General features: G+C 66.7%; 13 protein-coding genes and 1 pseudogene. 7 read left to right on the top strand and 7 right to left on the bottom strand.

Annotation, left to right across the window (positions count from 1 at the left end; translation table 11 throughout):
- From QZV84_RS01420 to QZV84_RS01405, 4 genes and pseudogenes are all read right to left on the bottom strand, one after another.
- A pseudogene (locus tag QZV84_RS01420) lies at window positions 1-552 on the bottom strand (hypothetical protein); the annotation flags it as partial.
- 34 nt (window positions 553-586) lie between these two features.
- The gene (locus QZV84_RS01415) at window positions 587-1,558 is read right to left on the bottom strand and encodes a carbohydrate ABC transporter permease (protein ID WP_292824219.1); all 972 of its coding nucleotides are present in this window, start codon (window positions 1,556-1,558) and stop codon (window positions 587-589) included.
- Window positions 1,555-2,754 (bottom strand): sugar ABC transporter permease, encoded by a 1,200-nt coding sequence (locus tag QZV84_RS01410; protein ID WP_292824227.1) that lies wholly within the window; start codon window positions 2,752-2,754, stop codon window positions 1,555-1,557. Before QZV84_RS01410 ends, QZV84_RS01415 begins: the two co-directional genes overlap by 4 nt.
- Window positions 2,755-3,045: 291 nt before the next feature.
- On the bottom strand, window positions 3,046-4,386 hold the full coding sequence (locus QZV84_RS01405; protein ID WP_292824216.1) for an extracellular solute-binding protein: 1,341 nt from the start codon (window positions 4,384-4,386) through the stop codon (window positions 3,046-3,048).
- 300 nt (window positions 4,387-4,686) lie between these two features.
- On the opposite strand from QZV84_RS01405, the gene QZV84_RS01400 reads away from it, so the two are divergent.
- Window positions 4,687-5,733 (top strand): LacI family DNA-binding transcriptional regulator, encoded by a 1,047-nt coding sequence (locus tag QZV84_RS01400; protein WP_292824214.1) that lies wholly within the window; start codon window positions 4,687-4,689, stop codon window positions 5,731-5,733.
- Between the two features lie 81 nt (window positions 5,734-5,814).
- Here the strand turns inward: QZV84_RS01400 and rplL are convergent, their stop codons facing one another.
- A complete protein-coding gene (gene rplL, locus QZV84_RS01395; RefSeq protein WP_292824211.1) occupies window positions 5,815-6,201 on the bottom strand; it encodes a 50S ribosomal protein L7/L12 in 387 nt (128 codons plus the stop codon).
- Between the two features lie 74 nt (window positions 6,202-6,275).
- Window positions 6,276-6,791, bottom strand: a complete 516-nt coding sequence (rplJ, locus tag QZV84_RS01390; RefSeq protein WP_292824208.1) for a 50S ribosomal protein L10 — start codon at window positions 6,789-6,791, stop codon at window positions 6,276-6,278.
- Between the two features lie 788 nt (window positions 6,792-7,579).
- Here rplJ and QZV84_RS01385 point away from each other — a divergent pair.
- The 4 genes from QZV84_RS01385 to QZV84_RS01370 all read left to right on the top strand — a co-directional run bounded on the left by QZV84_RS01385 (window position 7,580) and on the right by QZV84_RS01370 (window position 11,752).
- Window positions 7,580-8,248 carry a YqaJ viral recombinase family protein gene (locus tag QZV84_RS01385; protein ID WP_292824224.1) on the top strand — a complete coding sequence of 223 codons (669 nt, stop codon included), beginning with the start codon at window positions 7,580-7,582 and terminating at the stop codon, window positions 8,246-8,248.
- A 134-nt stretch (window positions 8,249-8,382) separates the two neighbouring features.
- Window positions 8,383-10,095, top strand: coding sequence for an MDR family MFS transporter (locus QZV84_RS01380; RefSeq protein WP_292824205.1), 1,713 nt, complete (start codon window positions 8,383-8,385; stop codon window positions 10,093-10,095).
- Window positions 10,096-10,103: 8 nt separating this feature from the next.
- Entirely contained in the window at window positions 10,104-10,562 is a 459-nt protein-coding gene (locus tag QZV84_RS01375) for a MarR family transcriptional regulator (protein WP_292824202.1), read from the top strand.
- A 158-nt stretch (window positions 10,563-10,720) separates the two neighbouring features.
- The gene (locus QZV84_RS01370) at window positions 10,721-11,752 is read left to right on the top strand and encodes an NADP-dependent oxidoreductase (RefSeq protein ID WP_292824199.1); all 1,032 of its coding nucleotides are present in this window, start codon (window positions 10,721-10,723) and stop codon (window positions 11,750-11,752) included.
- 6 nt (window positions 11,753-11,758) lie between these two features.
- Here the strand turns inward: QZV84_RS01370 and QZV84_RS01365 are convergent, their stop codons facing one another.
- The gene (locus QZV84_RS01365; protein WP_292824222.1) at window positions 11,759-12,667 is read right to left on the bottom strand and encodes a LysR family transcriptional regulator ArgP; all 909 of its coding nucleotides are present in this window, start codon (window positions 12,665-12,667) and stop codon (window positions 11,759-11,761) included.
- 71 nt (window positions 12,668-12,738) lie between these two features.
- Here QZV84_RS01365 and QZV84_RS01360 point away from each other — a divergent pair, with 71 nt between their 5' ends.
- Both QZV84_RS01360 and QZV84_RS01355 read left to right on the top strand, forming a co-directional pair.
- A complete protein-coding gene (locus tag QZV84_RS01360) occupies window positions 12,739-13,401 on the top strand; it encodes a LysE/ArgO family amino acid transporter (RefSeq protein WP_292824196.1) in 663 nt (220 codons plus the stop codon).
- A 53-nt stretch (window positions 13,402-13,454) separates the two neighbouring features.
- Complete coding sequence (locus QZV84_RS01355; RefSeq protein WP_292824193.1) at window positions 13,455-13,733, top strand: acylphosphatase; 279 nt, start codon at window positions 13,455-13,457, stop codon at window positions 13,731-13,733.
- Window positions 13,734-13,843 lie beyond the last annotated feature (110 nt).

Here is a 13,843-nt window from a genome sequence, read left to right as displayed (position 1 = left end):
TCTGACAAGTTCGCCTGCGCCTCGCGTCCGCATCGCTACAGTGAACGGGTGACCGGCGGACTCGCCGGTGAGCATGGATTCGTCGATCTGCAACGCCCGGCCGCCTACGACGACGGCATCCGCGGGCACCTGGTCGCCGGCGCGCAGGATGAGCATGTCATCGAGCACGACATCGGCCGGGGCGATCTCGAGCGCCTCGCCGTCCCGGCGCACGCGCGCACGTGGTGCGTTCAGCAGCGCCAGGCGGTCGAGCTTCGCCTTCGCCCGGAACTCCTGGACGCAGCCGATGATCGCGTTCGCGAAAGCCGCCAGACCGAACAGCGCGTCCTGCCAGCGTCCGAGCAGCAGCAGCACGAGGAAGCAGCCGCCCACGATCGCGTTGAAGAGCGTGAACACGTTGGCGCTGACGATGTTCCAGACACTGCGGCCGATGTCCGCCGTGAAGGCATTCGTCCGTCCCGCGGCCACGCGCTCGGCGACCTGCGCGAGGGTGAGTCCCACGACGGGGTCGACGGGCCTGGACAGTGCGTCGACATCGGTCACGGCATCCATGGATCACACCCTATGCGGCGCGACCGCTCTGCGATCAGCCTTTCGTGGCGCCGGCCAGCAGTCCTCGGACGAAGAACCGCTGCAGTGCGAAGAACACGATCAGCGGCACCAGAATCGACAGGAACGTGCCCGCCGATTGCAGGAACCACTGATTGCCCCAGGTTCCCGACAGGGATGCCAGAGATTGCGTCATCGGCAGTGACGACGATGGAGCGAATATCGTCGCAACGAGCAGGTCGTTCCACACCCAGATGAATTCCAGCACCGCGAACGACGCCAGTGCGGGTGCGGCGAGCGGCAGGATCATCCGGAAGAAGATCTGTCCGTGCCCGGCCCCATCGACGCGCGCCGCTTCGATGACCTCACTCGGGATCTCCGAGATGAAGTTGTGCAGCAGGAACACCGCGAGCGGCAGCGAGAAGATCGTGTGCGCGATCCACACGGTTGCGAAGCTGTGGTCGATGTCTCTCAGCTCCAGGCCCGGGAAGATCGACACGCCGTTGATCGTGAGGCCCCGCGAGAAGAGGCTCAGAAGCGGAACGAGAGCCATCTGCAACGGAACGATCTGCAGGGCGAACACCGCGACGAACAGCGTGTTCTTGAACCGGAAGTCGATCCAGGCGAAGGCGTATGCCAGCAGGGACGCGACGGCCAGCGAGAACGCCACGACGGGAATCGTGATCGCCAGGGAGTTGAGGAACGACTCCCCGAGCGTCAGCGTCGTTCCCCCCGACGTCAGCGCGGCGGAGTAGTTGCCGAGCGTGAACTCCGGATTCGTGAAGACCGTCCACCAACCCGTGGTCTGGGTCTGTGCCGGCGGGCGGAACGATGTGACGAGCAGTCCGAACGTCGGAATCGTCCAGAAGAACGCGATCAAGATCGCCGCGATGGTGGCACCACGCGAGGTGAGACGCTTCTGCGCCATCTTCTCGTGCCTGGCGGTGTCGCGGGCAAGCTGGCGAGCGGTGCGCGGGTCGGCGACCGGCTCGATAACCTCGATGGTCATCGGATCTCCCTCTGCTTCCTGATCTGAATCACGTTGAAGACGATGAGCGGCACGACGAACAAGAACAGCACCACCGCCAATGCGGCCGAATGGCCATAGCTCTGGAACCGCTGCTGCTGGTTGACCATCTCGAATGCGAGCACCGTCGAGTTCGCTCGCCCGCCGGTCATCACCGCGACGACGTCGTAGATCTTGAGCGCGCCGATGGCGACGGTGGTGAGGACGACGATGATGGAGGACCGGATGCCGGGAAGCGTGACGTTGACGAATCGCTGCCACGCGTTGGTCCCGTCGAGCTCGGCCGCCTCCATCTGTTCGATGGGCACCGCCTTCACGGCGGCCGACAGGATCACCATCGCCAGTCCCGTCTGACTCCAGATGAAGACGACGAGCAGGCAGAGAGTGTTGAAAAGCGGCTCGACCGCGAGCCAGGAGACCGGCTCGCCCCCGAAGGCGACTACGACCGCGTTGAACAGACCGATCTGCTCGCCCTGGCGGTAGTCGTACATCAGCTTCCAGATGATGCCGGCGCCGACGAACGAGATGGCGAACGGCATGAAGATCAGCACCTTCAGCACCCTCTCGCCGCGAGCCCGGTCGATGAAAACCGCGTAGGCGAGGCCGATGGCCGTCGCGAACGTGGGAGCGATGAGCACCCAGATGATCGTGTTGACGACCGACCAGAACCCCTCGGGGTTCGTGAAGACCCAGATGTAGTTCTCGAGTGCGACGAAGCTCTCGCCCGTCTTGTCGAAGAACGACTGCCAGATCGTCGCGATCGCCGGGTAGATCAGGCCGATCAAGAGCAGGATCGTCGCCGGAGCGCTGAAGATGATGAGCTGGAAGAGGTATCCGGCGCCTTGGCGGGCCCGCAGGTCCGCATAGAACAGCAGACCTCCCAGAATGACCGCGATCAGGACCACGTAGATCACCGCGCCCTGGTAGGGACGCAACAGCATGAAGGCGAGCACGGGGATGATGAAGCACGCCGCCACACGGAGGACCAGGTAGCCGCGCCCGGATCGAGGCGCGTATTCGATCAGCAGCAGGATGATGCCGACGACCGCCCCGAACGCGATGAGCACGATCGGGATCTGCACGATCGGCCCGAGGTCGCCCAGCCACTGGAAGAAGCTGTTGAGGGAGAACCCGAGCGATACGGGTTTCGGATCCTCCGCGGGTGGCCGCGTGACCATGAAGATGAACAGCGCCACGATGACGATGAAGCCGACTGCCACGACGGCCATCGTGGCCCTGCTCTTCTTCGCCTCGCGCTCCTGGCGTGCGACGGCGTCGAGATCCGACTTGTCCGGAGCTGTCTTCCGCCTGGTCTCCACTCTTGCCTCAGACATGGATCCCTTTCCGAGCCCGTCATTGGACCCTTGGATGCCTAGAACCCGATGCGCGTCCCGCGGACCGGGGGTGTTTCGTCAGGCTGCAACGGGGCCACCGTGATGGTGACCCCGCTGCAGCCGCCCCATGACCTGCTAGTTCTCGTACCCGGCCTGGATGTCGCTCAGAACGGTCTCGGTGTCCTTGCCGTCGATCCAGCTGACCATGCCCTTCCAGAACGAACCGGCGCCGACGGTCGACGGCATCAGGTCTGATGCGTCGAAGCGGACCGTGGTGTTCGGGTCCTGCAACAGGGTCATCGCCTCGGTGAGGAACTCGCTCGAGGCGAGGCTCGGGTCGGCGTTCAGGTTGGCCGAGATGACGCCGCCCTGGCTGACGCGAGCGTCAGCGAACTCCGGGGTGGACATGTACTCGAGCACCGCCACCGTGGCCGCGTCGTCGGAGAACGCGGTGACGAACTCGCCGCCGACCTCGATCGTCGCCGAACCCTCTTCGTAGCCCGGGAGCACGAAGGCGTAGACGTCGCCATCGGAAGCGACCGTCGGCACGTTGCCGTCAGCCGTCTCCACGTCGAGGAAGTTCGACGACAGGAACGAGGCCTGGTGGGTCATCGGGCAGGTCCCGTTCGCCACCGGAGCCGCGACGTTCGCGAACGCGGTCGAGTTGATGCTCTTGACGTCGCCGAAACCGGCGTTGACAGCGGCAGGGTCCAGGAGGATCTCGCCGACGGCGTCGAACGCTTCCTTGATCTCAGGGTCGGTGAACTTCACCTCACCCGCGACCCACTGGTCGTAGACCTCGGGACCGGAGTTGCGCAGCACGAGGTCCTCGATCCAGTCCGTACCGGGCCAGCCCGACGCGTCGCCGGACTCGAAGCCGGCACACCATGCCGGGCCACCGCTCTTCTCCTCGATCGTCGCGGTCAGAGTGAGCAACTCGTCCCACGTCTTCGGAACCTCGACGCCCCACTCCTCGAACTTCGTGGGCGAATACCAGACGTAGCCCTTGATATTCGCGAGCATCGGCGCCGCGTAGAACACGTCGTCGAACGTGCCGTAGGACTTCCAATCCGGAGACCAGTTCGCGTCGACGTTCGTCACGACGCCTTCGGGCGCCTCCTTGACCTCACCGGTCTCGACCAGCGTCTTGAGCAGACCCGGCTGCGGAACGATCGCGATGTCGGGGGCATTGCCACCCTGCACCTTCGTGACGATGTTGCCCTCGAAGCCCTTGTCGCCGGTGTATTCGACGATGATGCCGGTGTCCTCGGTGAACGCGTCGAACGATGCCTGCAAGGCGTCGGCTTCGGTACCCGTGATGCCACCGGAGATGCTGACGGTTTCGCCCTCGACCGATCCGGAATCACCCGAATCACCGCCGCCCTCCGCGCAGCCGGCCAGTGCCAGCGTGGCGATCGCCGCGATGCCGATCGCAATCGTTGTGCGACGACGCGCGGGTGAACGCAGTCCATTCATTTCTGTCTCCTCGTTGAGTGCCATGCGCAGGACGCGCATCGAAGTCCCCGCACGTGCATTATCGGGAACCGATTCCATATTCACCGTAGAGACGACGCGAGCGGCGCGCAATCGCGCATTGTTACAACTCCGTAACCCCCGCGAAGAACCCATTCTTCCAGTCGGGGCTCAGGGATAGGCTCTTCACTGCGTACCGTGGCGCGTGGACATTCGATGTGGAATCGTTTCCATGATCCCGCGGTGCTCCGTCGCGTTCTTGAGCGACATGAGGACGCTGCCAGCGGATGCGAAGGAGCCTCGATGAGCGGAATCTCGGATGTGGCACGCCTCGCGGGCGTGTCCAAGTCCACCGCCAGCAGGGCGCTGAGCGGCTCCGGCTACGTCTCCGAGAAGACGAGGGCGCGCGTGACCGCGGTCGCGGAGTCGCTCGGCTATGTTCCGTCCACGAATGCGGCGAGCCTGGTCACCGGGCGCACCCAGAACATCGGCGTGGTCATGCCGTATGTGAACCGGTGGTTCTTCGCCGAGGTGCTCGAGGGCATCCAGCAGGCGCTGTTGGAACGGGGCCTGGACCTCACCCTCTACGACGCGAAGCCCGGCACCAGCGGGCGCACCCGCATCTTCGAGGATTTCCTGGCGCGCAAGCGGTTCGACGGACTGATCGCGGTCGGGCTGGAACCGGACCACGACGAGATCGACCGGCTCATCACCATCGGCCGTCCCGTCGTCAGCGTCGTCGGCTCGAGCGAGGCCACGACGGTCGTGGAGGTCGATGACGATTACGCCGCACGCCGCGCGACGGAGCATCTCATCGCGCTCGGCCATCGCGACATCGCATTCCTTGGCGGCGGCATGACGCACTGGGCGCAGGTGGATCGCCGCCGTCTGGACGGCTACCTGGGCGCGATGATCGCCGCGGGCCTGTCCGATCACGTGTCGCACATCGTCTCGGTCGTGACGCTGCCGGGCGGCTATGCATCCGCCGTCGACGCGCTCGGCGACGCCCGCGCGCGACCGACCGCGATCGTCGCGACCTGCGACGAGGTCGCGATCGGGGCGATCATCGCGGCGCGACGGCTCGGCGTTCAGGTCCCCAGCGACCTCAGCGTGATCGGCATCGATGACCACGAGTTCGCCGGCATGTTCTCCCTCACCACGCTGCGCCAGTCGCCGCGCGAGCAGGGACGCATGGCCGTCGAAATGCTCATGAACCATCTGGACGATCCCAGCGAGCCACCCAAAGCGGTGCGGATGCGGGCTCAGCTGGTGGTGCGCAACTCCACCGCCGCGCTCGATCCGCAGCGCTCGGCCGTCGCGATCGACGGCCGTCAGCACGGCAACCTCTGAGCGCCCAGAAATGACGAACGCCCCGGATGCAGCATCCGGGGCGTTCGTGTGACTCAGTCGTCGCGCCCTGCGGGCTCGTGACTACTTGAGGGTAACGGTCGCGCCGGCCTCTTCGAGAGCAGCCTTCGCCTTGTCAGCGGCCTCCTTGGTCGCGCCCTCGAGCACAGCCTTGGGAGCGCCGTCGACGACGGCCTTGGCCTCTCCGAGGCCGAGAGCGGTGAGCTCACGAACGACCTTGATGACCTGGATCTTCTTTTCGCCGGCGGCCTCGAGCACGACGTCGAACGCCGTCTGCTCCTCGACCTCTTCGGCGGGCGCCGCGCCGGCAGCAGCCGGGCCGGCAACGGCGACGGGAGCGGCGGCGGTGACCTCGAAGGTCTCCTCGAACTTCTTGACGAACTCCGACAGCTCGATGAGCGTGAGCTCTTTGAACGCGTCGAGCAGCTCGTCGGTGGTGAGCTTTGCCATGATTTCTCCTTGCTTGTGTCGAGACGGCCGCTTCGCGGCCTACTCGACAACCGGGTGATGTTGCCGCGCCCTGATCAGGCGGCGGACTCCTGCTTCTCCCGCAGCGCGTCGACCGTGCGAACAGCCTTCGACAGCGGTGCGTTGAACAGATATGCGGCGCCGAACAGCGAGGCCTTCATCGCGCCGGCGAGCTTCGCCAGCAGGACTTCACGGCTCTCAAGGTCAGCGAGCTTGTTGACCTCGTCTGCGGTCAGGGGGGCACCGTCGAAGTACCCGCCCTTGATCACCAGAAGAGGGTGTGCCTTGGCGAAGGCGCGCAGACCCTTCGCGACGGTGACCGGGTCACCGTGCACGAAAGCGATGGCCGAGGGGCCCTTGAGATCCTCGTCCAGCGACGAGATCCCCGCGTTGTTGGCGGCGATCTTTGTCAGCGTGTTCTTCACCACGGCGTATTCCGCGTCCTGACGAATGCTGTTGCGGAGCTCTTTGAGCTCTGCAACCGTCAGACCGCGGTACTCGGTCAGCAGAACGGCGGTCGAACCCTCGAAGTTCCTCGTGAGTTCGGCGACCGATGCATCCTTCTGCGCCATGGCCACTCCTTGTGTATACGAGACGCTCCACGATGGCGGTGCGCCGACCGACGGCATCCGCTCATCGGATCTCTACTCGACGAAATGAAGAAGCTCCGGCGCAAGCGCACGGAGCTGGATTCTCGGAGGAGATTCGTGTCGTACACCTGCGCGGGCCCCTGCAGTGCAGAGCTTCGATCTTCATGCACTTGCGTGCACGTCGATGACCAGCGGTCTTCGGCTGCCGACAAGTCTACGTTCCGCCGTCCATCCCGCCAAATCGACGCCCAGGCCGAGGATGGCCACCCGAGTGCACGACTTCTTCCCGAGCGCACGACTTCTTCCCGAGCGCACGACTTCTTCCCGAGCGCACGACTTCCGGCTGCAGCGAGGTCGTGCACTCACATGAAGGGGCCTCGTCGGACGGTCAGAAGCTCCCCGATGCGCACCGCCGCGTCGATGGATCGGTCCGTCCATCCCGTCGAGAGCAGCTTGCTGCGGGAACAGACCAGCGGACTGAGTTCGGAGACCGACATCGTGCGGGGCATGCCGTCCACCCTCGCCTGGTCGGTGCACCCCGATTCCGTCGTCGGGCGGATGGGTGCACAACGCAGCGCGCGCGGACGCTGGGGAGAAGCCTGCTCGCTCAGTGCACGACTTCTCACCGAGCGCACGGCATCGCCTCGCGGCTGAAGTCGTGCGCTCGGTGAGAGGCAGTGCACTCGATGCGAGGAGCAGCCCGGGTGTCGCGAACGGAGAAGTCCCCGGGCGGGGATAGCCTCGAAGACGTGACCCCCGAACTCGCCGCGCTGCACCCGGGGCTCGCGGCACGGGTGGTCGCGGACTCCCGCGACCGGGTCGCCTGGACGCGGGCACGCTCCCGCGGGATCACCGCGACCGATGTCGCGGGCCTCACCTCGGTGAATGCGATCGGGAAGGCCGCCGACGCGAAGCTCATGGGCTCCGGCTTCTCGGGCAACGCCTATACCGCGCACGGTCGGGTCCGGGAGCCCGAGATCGCGCGCTGGGTCGCGGCTACTCACGGCATCCTCCCCTCGAGCGCCCTCTTCCACGCCGAGGTCGAAAAGCGCCACCTGGCCACGCCCGACGGCGTGGTCGTCGACGGCTCGGGCCGGGTCATCCTCTGCGAGATCAAGACGACGAACAAGTCGTGGCGCAGCATCCCCCGGTCGTATCTGCGGCAGGTCTGGTGGCAGCAGCACGTCCTGGGCGCCGAGCGCACCCTCGTGGCTTGGGAGGAGCACGACGCATTCGTGCCCATCGCCGACGAGCCGCGCTGCGCCTGGATCGACCGCGATGAGGTCGAGATCGGCAAGCTCGTGCGCCTGGCGACCTCGCTGATCGACGAGCTGCACCGCCGCACCATGCTCTCGCGCCTGCCTGGGGAACAAGAGACGCGGATGCCGCACCCTCCGGTCTCGCGCGAGCCCTTCCGCGCACTCGCCCTGGCCGACTGACCCTCCTCGGGAATAGTTGACAGACGTCAAGCATTGACAATATAGTTGACTCAACTCAACAGTTGACTTGGATCAACTTTCTCGCGCCGCCGTCGTCGCCGCCGACCGTCCGCATTCTCCCGAAGAGGATCTCCATGTCCACTCCTTCCTCCGCTTCCGAGGAGCTCACGAAGCCCAAGATGACGCACCGCCAGGTGCTCGAAGCGCTCTCCGGCCTGCTCCTGGCCATGTTCGTCTCGATGCTCGCTTCGACCGTCGTCTCGACCTCGCTTCCCGTCATCATCCACGACCTCGACGGCAACCAGACCGCGTTCACCTGGGTCATCACCGCCACACTGCTGACCACGGCGATCTCGACGCCGATCTGGGGAAAGCTCGCCGACCTGTTCAACCGCAAGCTGCTGTTCCAGATCGCGATCGTCATCTTCGTGCTCGCCACCGCCGCAGCGGGCTTCTCGCAGGACACGACGACCCTCATCGCGTTCCGTGCCGTGCAGGGCATCGGCGCCGGCGGAATCGCCGCCCTCAGCCAGGTGCTCATGGCCGACATCATCAGCCCCCGCGAACGCGGCCGCTACATGGGTCTGTTCGGCGCCGTCATGGCTGTCGCCACGGTCGGCGGCCCGCTCCTGGGCGGCGTCATCACCGACACGCTCGGGTGGCGCTGGAACTTCTACGTCGCGCTGCCCTTCGCGATCGCCGCGCTCATCATCATCCAGCTCACTCTGCGCGTCCCCGCTCACGCCAAGCGCAAGGTGAGCATCGACTACGTGGGCATCGTCCTGCTGTCGGTCGCGGTGTCGCTGCTGCTGATCTGGGTGAGCCTGGCCGGTGACAGTTTCGAGTGGCTGAGCACCACGACGCTCTTGATGGTCGGCGGCGCGGTCCTCGCGACCATCCTGTTCATCATCGTGGAGATGCGCTCGAAGGAGCCGCTGATCCCGCTCACGATGTTCCGCAATCCGACCTTCACCCTCGCTGTGATCGCCTCGGTCGCCACGGGCATCGCGATGTTCGGCGCTTCGGTGTTCCTCTCCCAGTTCATGCAGCTGGCGCGTGGCGCGACCCCCACCCAGGCGGGCCTGATGACCATCCCGATGATCGCCGGACTCCTTCTCTCCTCGATCGGCGTCGGTGCCCTGATCACGAAGTTCGGCCGGTGGAAGCCGTTCCTCATCGTCGGCGGGGTGCTCCTGATCGCGGGTTCGTATCTGCTCTCGACGCTCCAGTACGACACGAACTTCGCGCTCGTCTCGCTGTACATGTTCCTGCTCGGCGCCGGCGTCGGCATGACGATGCAGAATCTGGTGCTCATCGTGCAGAACACGGCGGAGCCCACGAAGATCGGCGTCGCCAGCTCGGGAGTCACGTTCTTCCGCAGCCTCGGCGGCACGATCGGCGTCTCGGTCATGGGCGCGGCCCTGGCTGCCCGCGTCACCGACCTGGTGACGGCGGGCAAGGACGACATCACGACGGCCATCATGGGACTGGGCGCCGACGCGCAGAAGTGGGCGGACACGCTCGCTTCGGGCACGCTCCCCCAGGTCTCGGCGATGCCCGAGTCGCTGCGGATCATCTTCGAGGACATCTACGCCCAGGGCATCTCGCACTCCTTCCTGATCGCCGTGCCGTTCGCGGTGATCAGCCTGATCGCGATCGTGTTCCTGCCGAACAAGCCGCTGACCCGCATGACCACCGGCGAGCGTCTGCAGGCGGCCGAAGCCGACTTCGCCACGGTGTCGGTCTCGCAGGGCATGGACGTCCTGGCCGCGACCGGCTCGGTGCGGACCCAGGATGCCGCCTCCCGCGACGCCGGATCCTCGGACTCTCGCGGCACCAATCGGTAGTCTCCACCGTGGCGAATGGCGAAACCCGAGAGGCGCGCACCGATGCGGCGCGCGCCCTCGAGGCCGAGTTCGGAGAACTGATCAGCCGCATGCACCGCATGCTCGCCGACAATGCGCAGCGGGTCAGCCCGGGGATGCTCCCCGGGGCATATAAGGTCTTCACGACGATCGTGCGCCGCGAGAGCGTCACGCTCTCGAGCCTGGCCGAATCACTCATGGCCGACAAGGGCCAGATCAGTCGCACGGTGCGAGAGCTCGAAGATCTCGGTCTGATCACCCGCACCCCCGATCCGGCCGACGGCCGCTCCAGCCTGCTCTCGCCGACCGTCAAGGGTCTCGAGCGACTCGCCGATGCCCGGGCACCTCAGGAGAGCGTCCTGTTCAACACCCTCGAAGAGTGGTCGGTCGCCGAGATCCGCGACCTCACGCGACTGCTGCATGCGCTCACTGCCGGCGAGACCCCCTGACGGCCGGATGAACGATCCGGTGGGTCACACGAAACGCCCGGTAGGGCTTAGTCGACTGGTAGCACCCGCGTAACACGGGCGAGACATAGTCAGGGTTGACTGTGTCCACCAGCAAACGAGTGCTGCCGAAGCCGACATGCACCCGGAAGGAGCGATCCATGAGATTCCGGCCGCTGCGACCCGCATCCACTCCCGACTCGACCCGCGTCGCGGTCGCGGACCCGCCTGAGACGATGCGCGCCGCCGTGATCGAGGCGACCGGGGGCCCCGAAGCGCTTCACGAAGCGACCGTGGCCGTGCCCACGCCGATCCTCAGCGAACTCCTCGTGCGAGTCGTGGCAGCGGGCATCAACCCGATCGACGCGAAGACGCGCGGCGGCACCGGCGTCTCCAGTGCGATCGCGGCGTACCCGGCGGCGCTCGGCTTCGACTTCAGCGGCATCGTGGTGCGCTCGCCGTACGAGTCGCACCCGCTGCCACCGGGTACGCCGGTGTTCGGCATGGTCCCGTTCCCCCGCTCCGGCGGCAGCTATGCCGAGTACGCCGTGGTGCCGTCGCAGTCGGTCGCACGCAAGCCCTCGTCACTCTCCCATGTCGAGGCCGCGGGGGTTCCGCTGGCCGCACTGACCGCGTGGGGCCTGGTCGTCGAGACCGCCCATGCCCACGAAGGACAGCGGATGCTGATCCATGCCGGCAGCGGCGGCGTGGGCCACTTCGCCGTGCAGTTCGCGGCATACTTCGGTGCTCATGTGACGGCGACCGGCTCGACCCGTAACGCTTCGTGGCTGCGGGAACTCGGTGCGTCGGTCGTGATCGACCACACCTCGACCCGGTTCGAGGACGTCATCGCCGACGTCGACGTCGTGATCGACCTCGTCGGCAACGTCCACGAGAGGACCGGCGAGCGCTCGCTGAAGATCATCCGCCCGGGTGGGCTGTACATCCTGGTGCCGACCGGGTCGTGGCCGGGCTATGCCGACGCGGCGGCCGACGCGGGCGTGCGCCCGACCGGCTACAAGGTCATCCCCGATGGCGGCACGCTGGCCACCGTGGGTCGCCTCCTCGATTCCGGCGCGGTGCAGGTGTACATCGACCGGGTCTTCGACCTGAATGATGCCGCCGCCGCGCACGCCGAACTCGAACGAGGCCACACGCGCGGAAAGATCGTGCTGCGCGTCAGCGACGACTGAGGCCGGTCACGCCTCCGGCCGGGGAAGGGGACTGAGCAGGTGCCGCCCGTCGGCCACGATCTCCTCCGCGATCGCGTCCAGCAGCGGCGAGCGCAGGTTCCACTGCTGCCAGTACAGGGGCACGTCGATCGGTGGACCGCCCAGCCTCACGAGGTCTCCGGCATGCAGCGCGTCGTGCGACTGGAAGGTGGGCAGCAGTGCCCAGCCGAGGCCATGCCGGACCGCCGTGGCGAAGTCGTTGGACGCCGGCACATAGTGCCGAGACGGCAGTGTCTCGTCGATCCCGCACGCGCGGAGCCACCGGGTCTGCAGGTCGTCGCGGCGGTCGAAGTCTACGAGGGGCGCCTGGGCCAGCGTGGACGGCGAGGACGAATCGGGCAGCCAGCGCTTCGCGAACGCGGGCGTGGCCACCGCCTCGTAGCGCATCGCCCCGAGCGTGCTGACGCGGCAGCCGGCGACGGGCGTGGAGCGCGACGTGACGGCGCCCATCACCGCGCCCGATTCGAGCAGCGAGGCGGTGAAGTCCTGGTCGTCGCGGTGCAGTTCGAACACGACCGGATGCCGCTCCGCGAGCCGCCCGAGAGGCTCGAGGAACCAGGTGGCGAGCGAGTCGGCGTTCACTGCGAGCGGCACCGTGGTGCGCGAGGCGTCACCGCTCTCATCACCCAGCTCGACGAGCGTGTCGTGCTCGAGCAGCGCGATCTGGCGGGCCATCCGCACGACCGCCGTGCCCGCTTCGGTGAGCCGAGCGGGCTTGGACCGTACGAGCACGACGCGACCGAGCTGCTCCTCGAGCGTCTTGACGCGCTGGCTGACCGCAGACGGAGTGATGTGCAGTCGGCGGGCGGCGGCATCCAGCGTGCCTTCGTCGACGACGGCGGCAACGGTCTCGGCCAGTTCGAAAGAGATGCGCATCATTAGCGAGACTAATGCATCTGAAGAATCATCAGTTGGACTCAACCACCCTCGACGCATAGCGTCGAGACATGCTCTCCCCCCTGCTCGCCGGGCTCGGCCTCGGTTTCTCGCTGATCATCGCGATCGGCGCGCAGAACCTCTTCGTGCTGCGCCAGGGCCTGCGCCGCGAGCACGTGGTCCTGGTCGCAGCGATCTGCGCGATCTCGGACGCGGTGCTCATCGCGCTCGGCGTCTCGGGGGTCGGGTTCGTGCTGAACACGGTTCCCTGGCTGATCGACGTGGTGCGGTGGGCGGGCGCTGTTTTCCTCGTGGGGTATGGGCTCCTCGCCGCGCGGCGCGCCTGGCGGCCGTCCGGGCACACGCTCGAGGCGGAGGGATCCGCCGCCGCAGACCCCACTGCGAGCGATTCCCCTGCCTCAGGCGCAGCCGTGCGGGCCCGCACCAAGGCCTTGCCGGTCGTGCTCACCTGCCTCGCGCTGACGTGGCTGAACCCGCACGTGTACCTGGACACGGTCTTCCTGCTCGGAACGGTCGCCAACACGCACGGCGATGCGCGCTGGGTGTTCGCCGCGGGGGCGATTGCCGCGAGCGTGATCTGGTTCTTCGGCCTCGCCGGCGGCGCGCGCTACCTCAGTGGCTGGCTCAGCACGCCGCGCGCGTGGCGGATCCTCGACGCGGTGATCGCGGTCGTGATGATCGGGATCGGCACGAGTCTCGTGCTCCCCCAATGATTCCTGACACCCGGCTTCTGGCCTTCCCAGCCCTCGCACGGCACGATGGAGCGATGAGGCGCGTCCACGTGATGGTGCACGGCATGGTGCAGGGCGTCGGCTACCGCTACACGATGCGGATGGTCGCCCGGAAGGTCGGGGTCGCGGGCTGGGTGCGCAACCTGCACGACGGCAGCGTCGAGGCCGAGATCGAGGGCACTCAGGATCAGGTCGACGAAGTGATCGCGTGGATGGCACAGGGTCCGCCGGGCGCGCAGGTCGAGACGGCTATGGTGACGGATGCCGTCCCTATCGGCGAACGCGGCTTCGACGTGCTCCCGACCGGGTTCTGAGCGGGAACGCGGGAGGGGCCCCGCCCTTCGGCGGAGCCCCTGCACGGATCTCGATACGCGCTGCGCGCTACTCGATCACCGAGTGCTCACAGGACGCGCTGCGCCTACTC

It is taken from the genome of Microbacterium sp., assembly GCF_011620715.1.
In the GTDB taxonomy this organism is placed as follows: Bacteria; Actinomycetota; Actinomycetes; order Actinomycetales; family Microbacteriaceae; genus Microbacterium.
The sequence above is the reverse complement of the archived record's forward strand: the minus strand, read 5'-3'. Positions and strand labels throughout refer to the sequence as shown.

Coding starts and splice junctions, on each gene's coding strand:
- QZV84_RS01415 (WP_292824219.1), bottom strand. CDS start 1,558: ATGACCATCGAGGTTATCGAGCCGGTCGCCGACCCGCGCACCGCTCGC.
- QZV84_RS01410 (WP_292824227.1), bottom strand. CDS start 2,754: ATGGTCACGCGGCCACCCGCGGAGGATCCGAAACCCGTATCGCTCGGG.
- QZV84_RS01405 (WP_292824216.1), bottom strand. CDS start 4,386: ATGAATGGACTGCGTTCACCCGCGCGTCGTCGCACAACGATTGCGATC.
- QZV84_RS01400 (WP_292824214.1), top strand. CDS start 4,687: ATGAGCGGAATCTCGGATGTGGCACGCCTCGCGGGCGTGTCCAAGTCC.
- rplL (WP_292824211.1), bottom strand. CDS start 6,201: ATGGCAAAGCTCACCACCGACGAGCTGCTCGACGCGTTCAAAGAGCTC.
- rplJ (WP_292824208.1), bottom strand. CDS start 6,791: ATGGCGCAGAAGGATGCATCGGTCGCCGAACTCACGAGGAACTTCGAG.
- QZV84_RS01380 (WP_292824205.1), top strand. CDS start 8,383: ATGTCCACTCCTTCCTCCGCTTCCGAGGAGCTCACGAAGCCCAAGATG.
- QZV84_RS01370 (WP_292824199.1), top strand. CDS start 10,721: ATGAGATTCCGGCCGCTGCGACCCGCATCCACTCCCGACTCGACCCGC.
- QZV84_RS01365 (WP_292824222.1), bottom strand. CDS start 12,667: ATGCGCATCTCTTTCGAACTGGCCGAGACCGTTGCCGCCGTCGTCGAC.
- QZV84_RS01360 (WP_292824196.1), top strand. CDS start 12,739: ATGCTCTCCCCCCTGCTCGCCGGGCTCGGCCTCGGTTTCTCGCTGATC.
- QZV84_RS01355 (WP_292824193.1), top strand. CDS start 13,455: ATGAGGCGCGTCCACGTGATGGTGCACGGCATGGTGCAGGGCGTCGGC.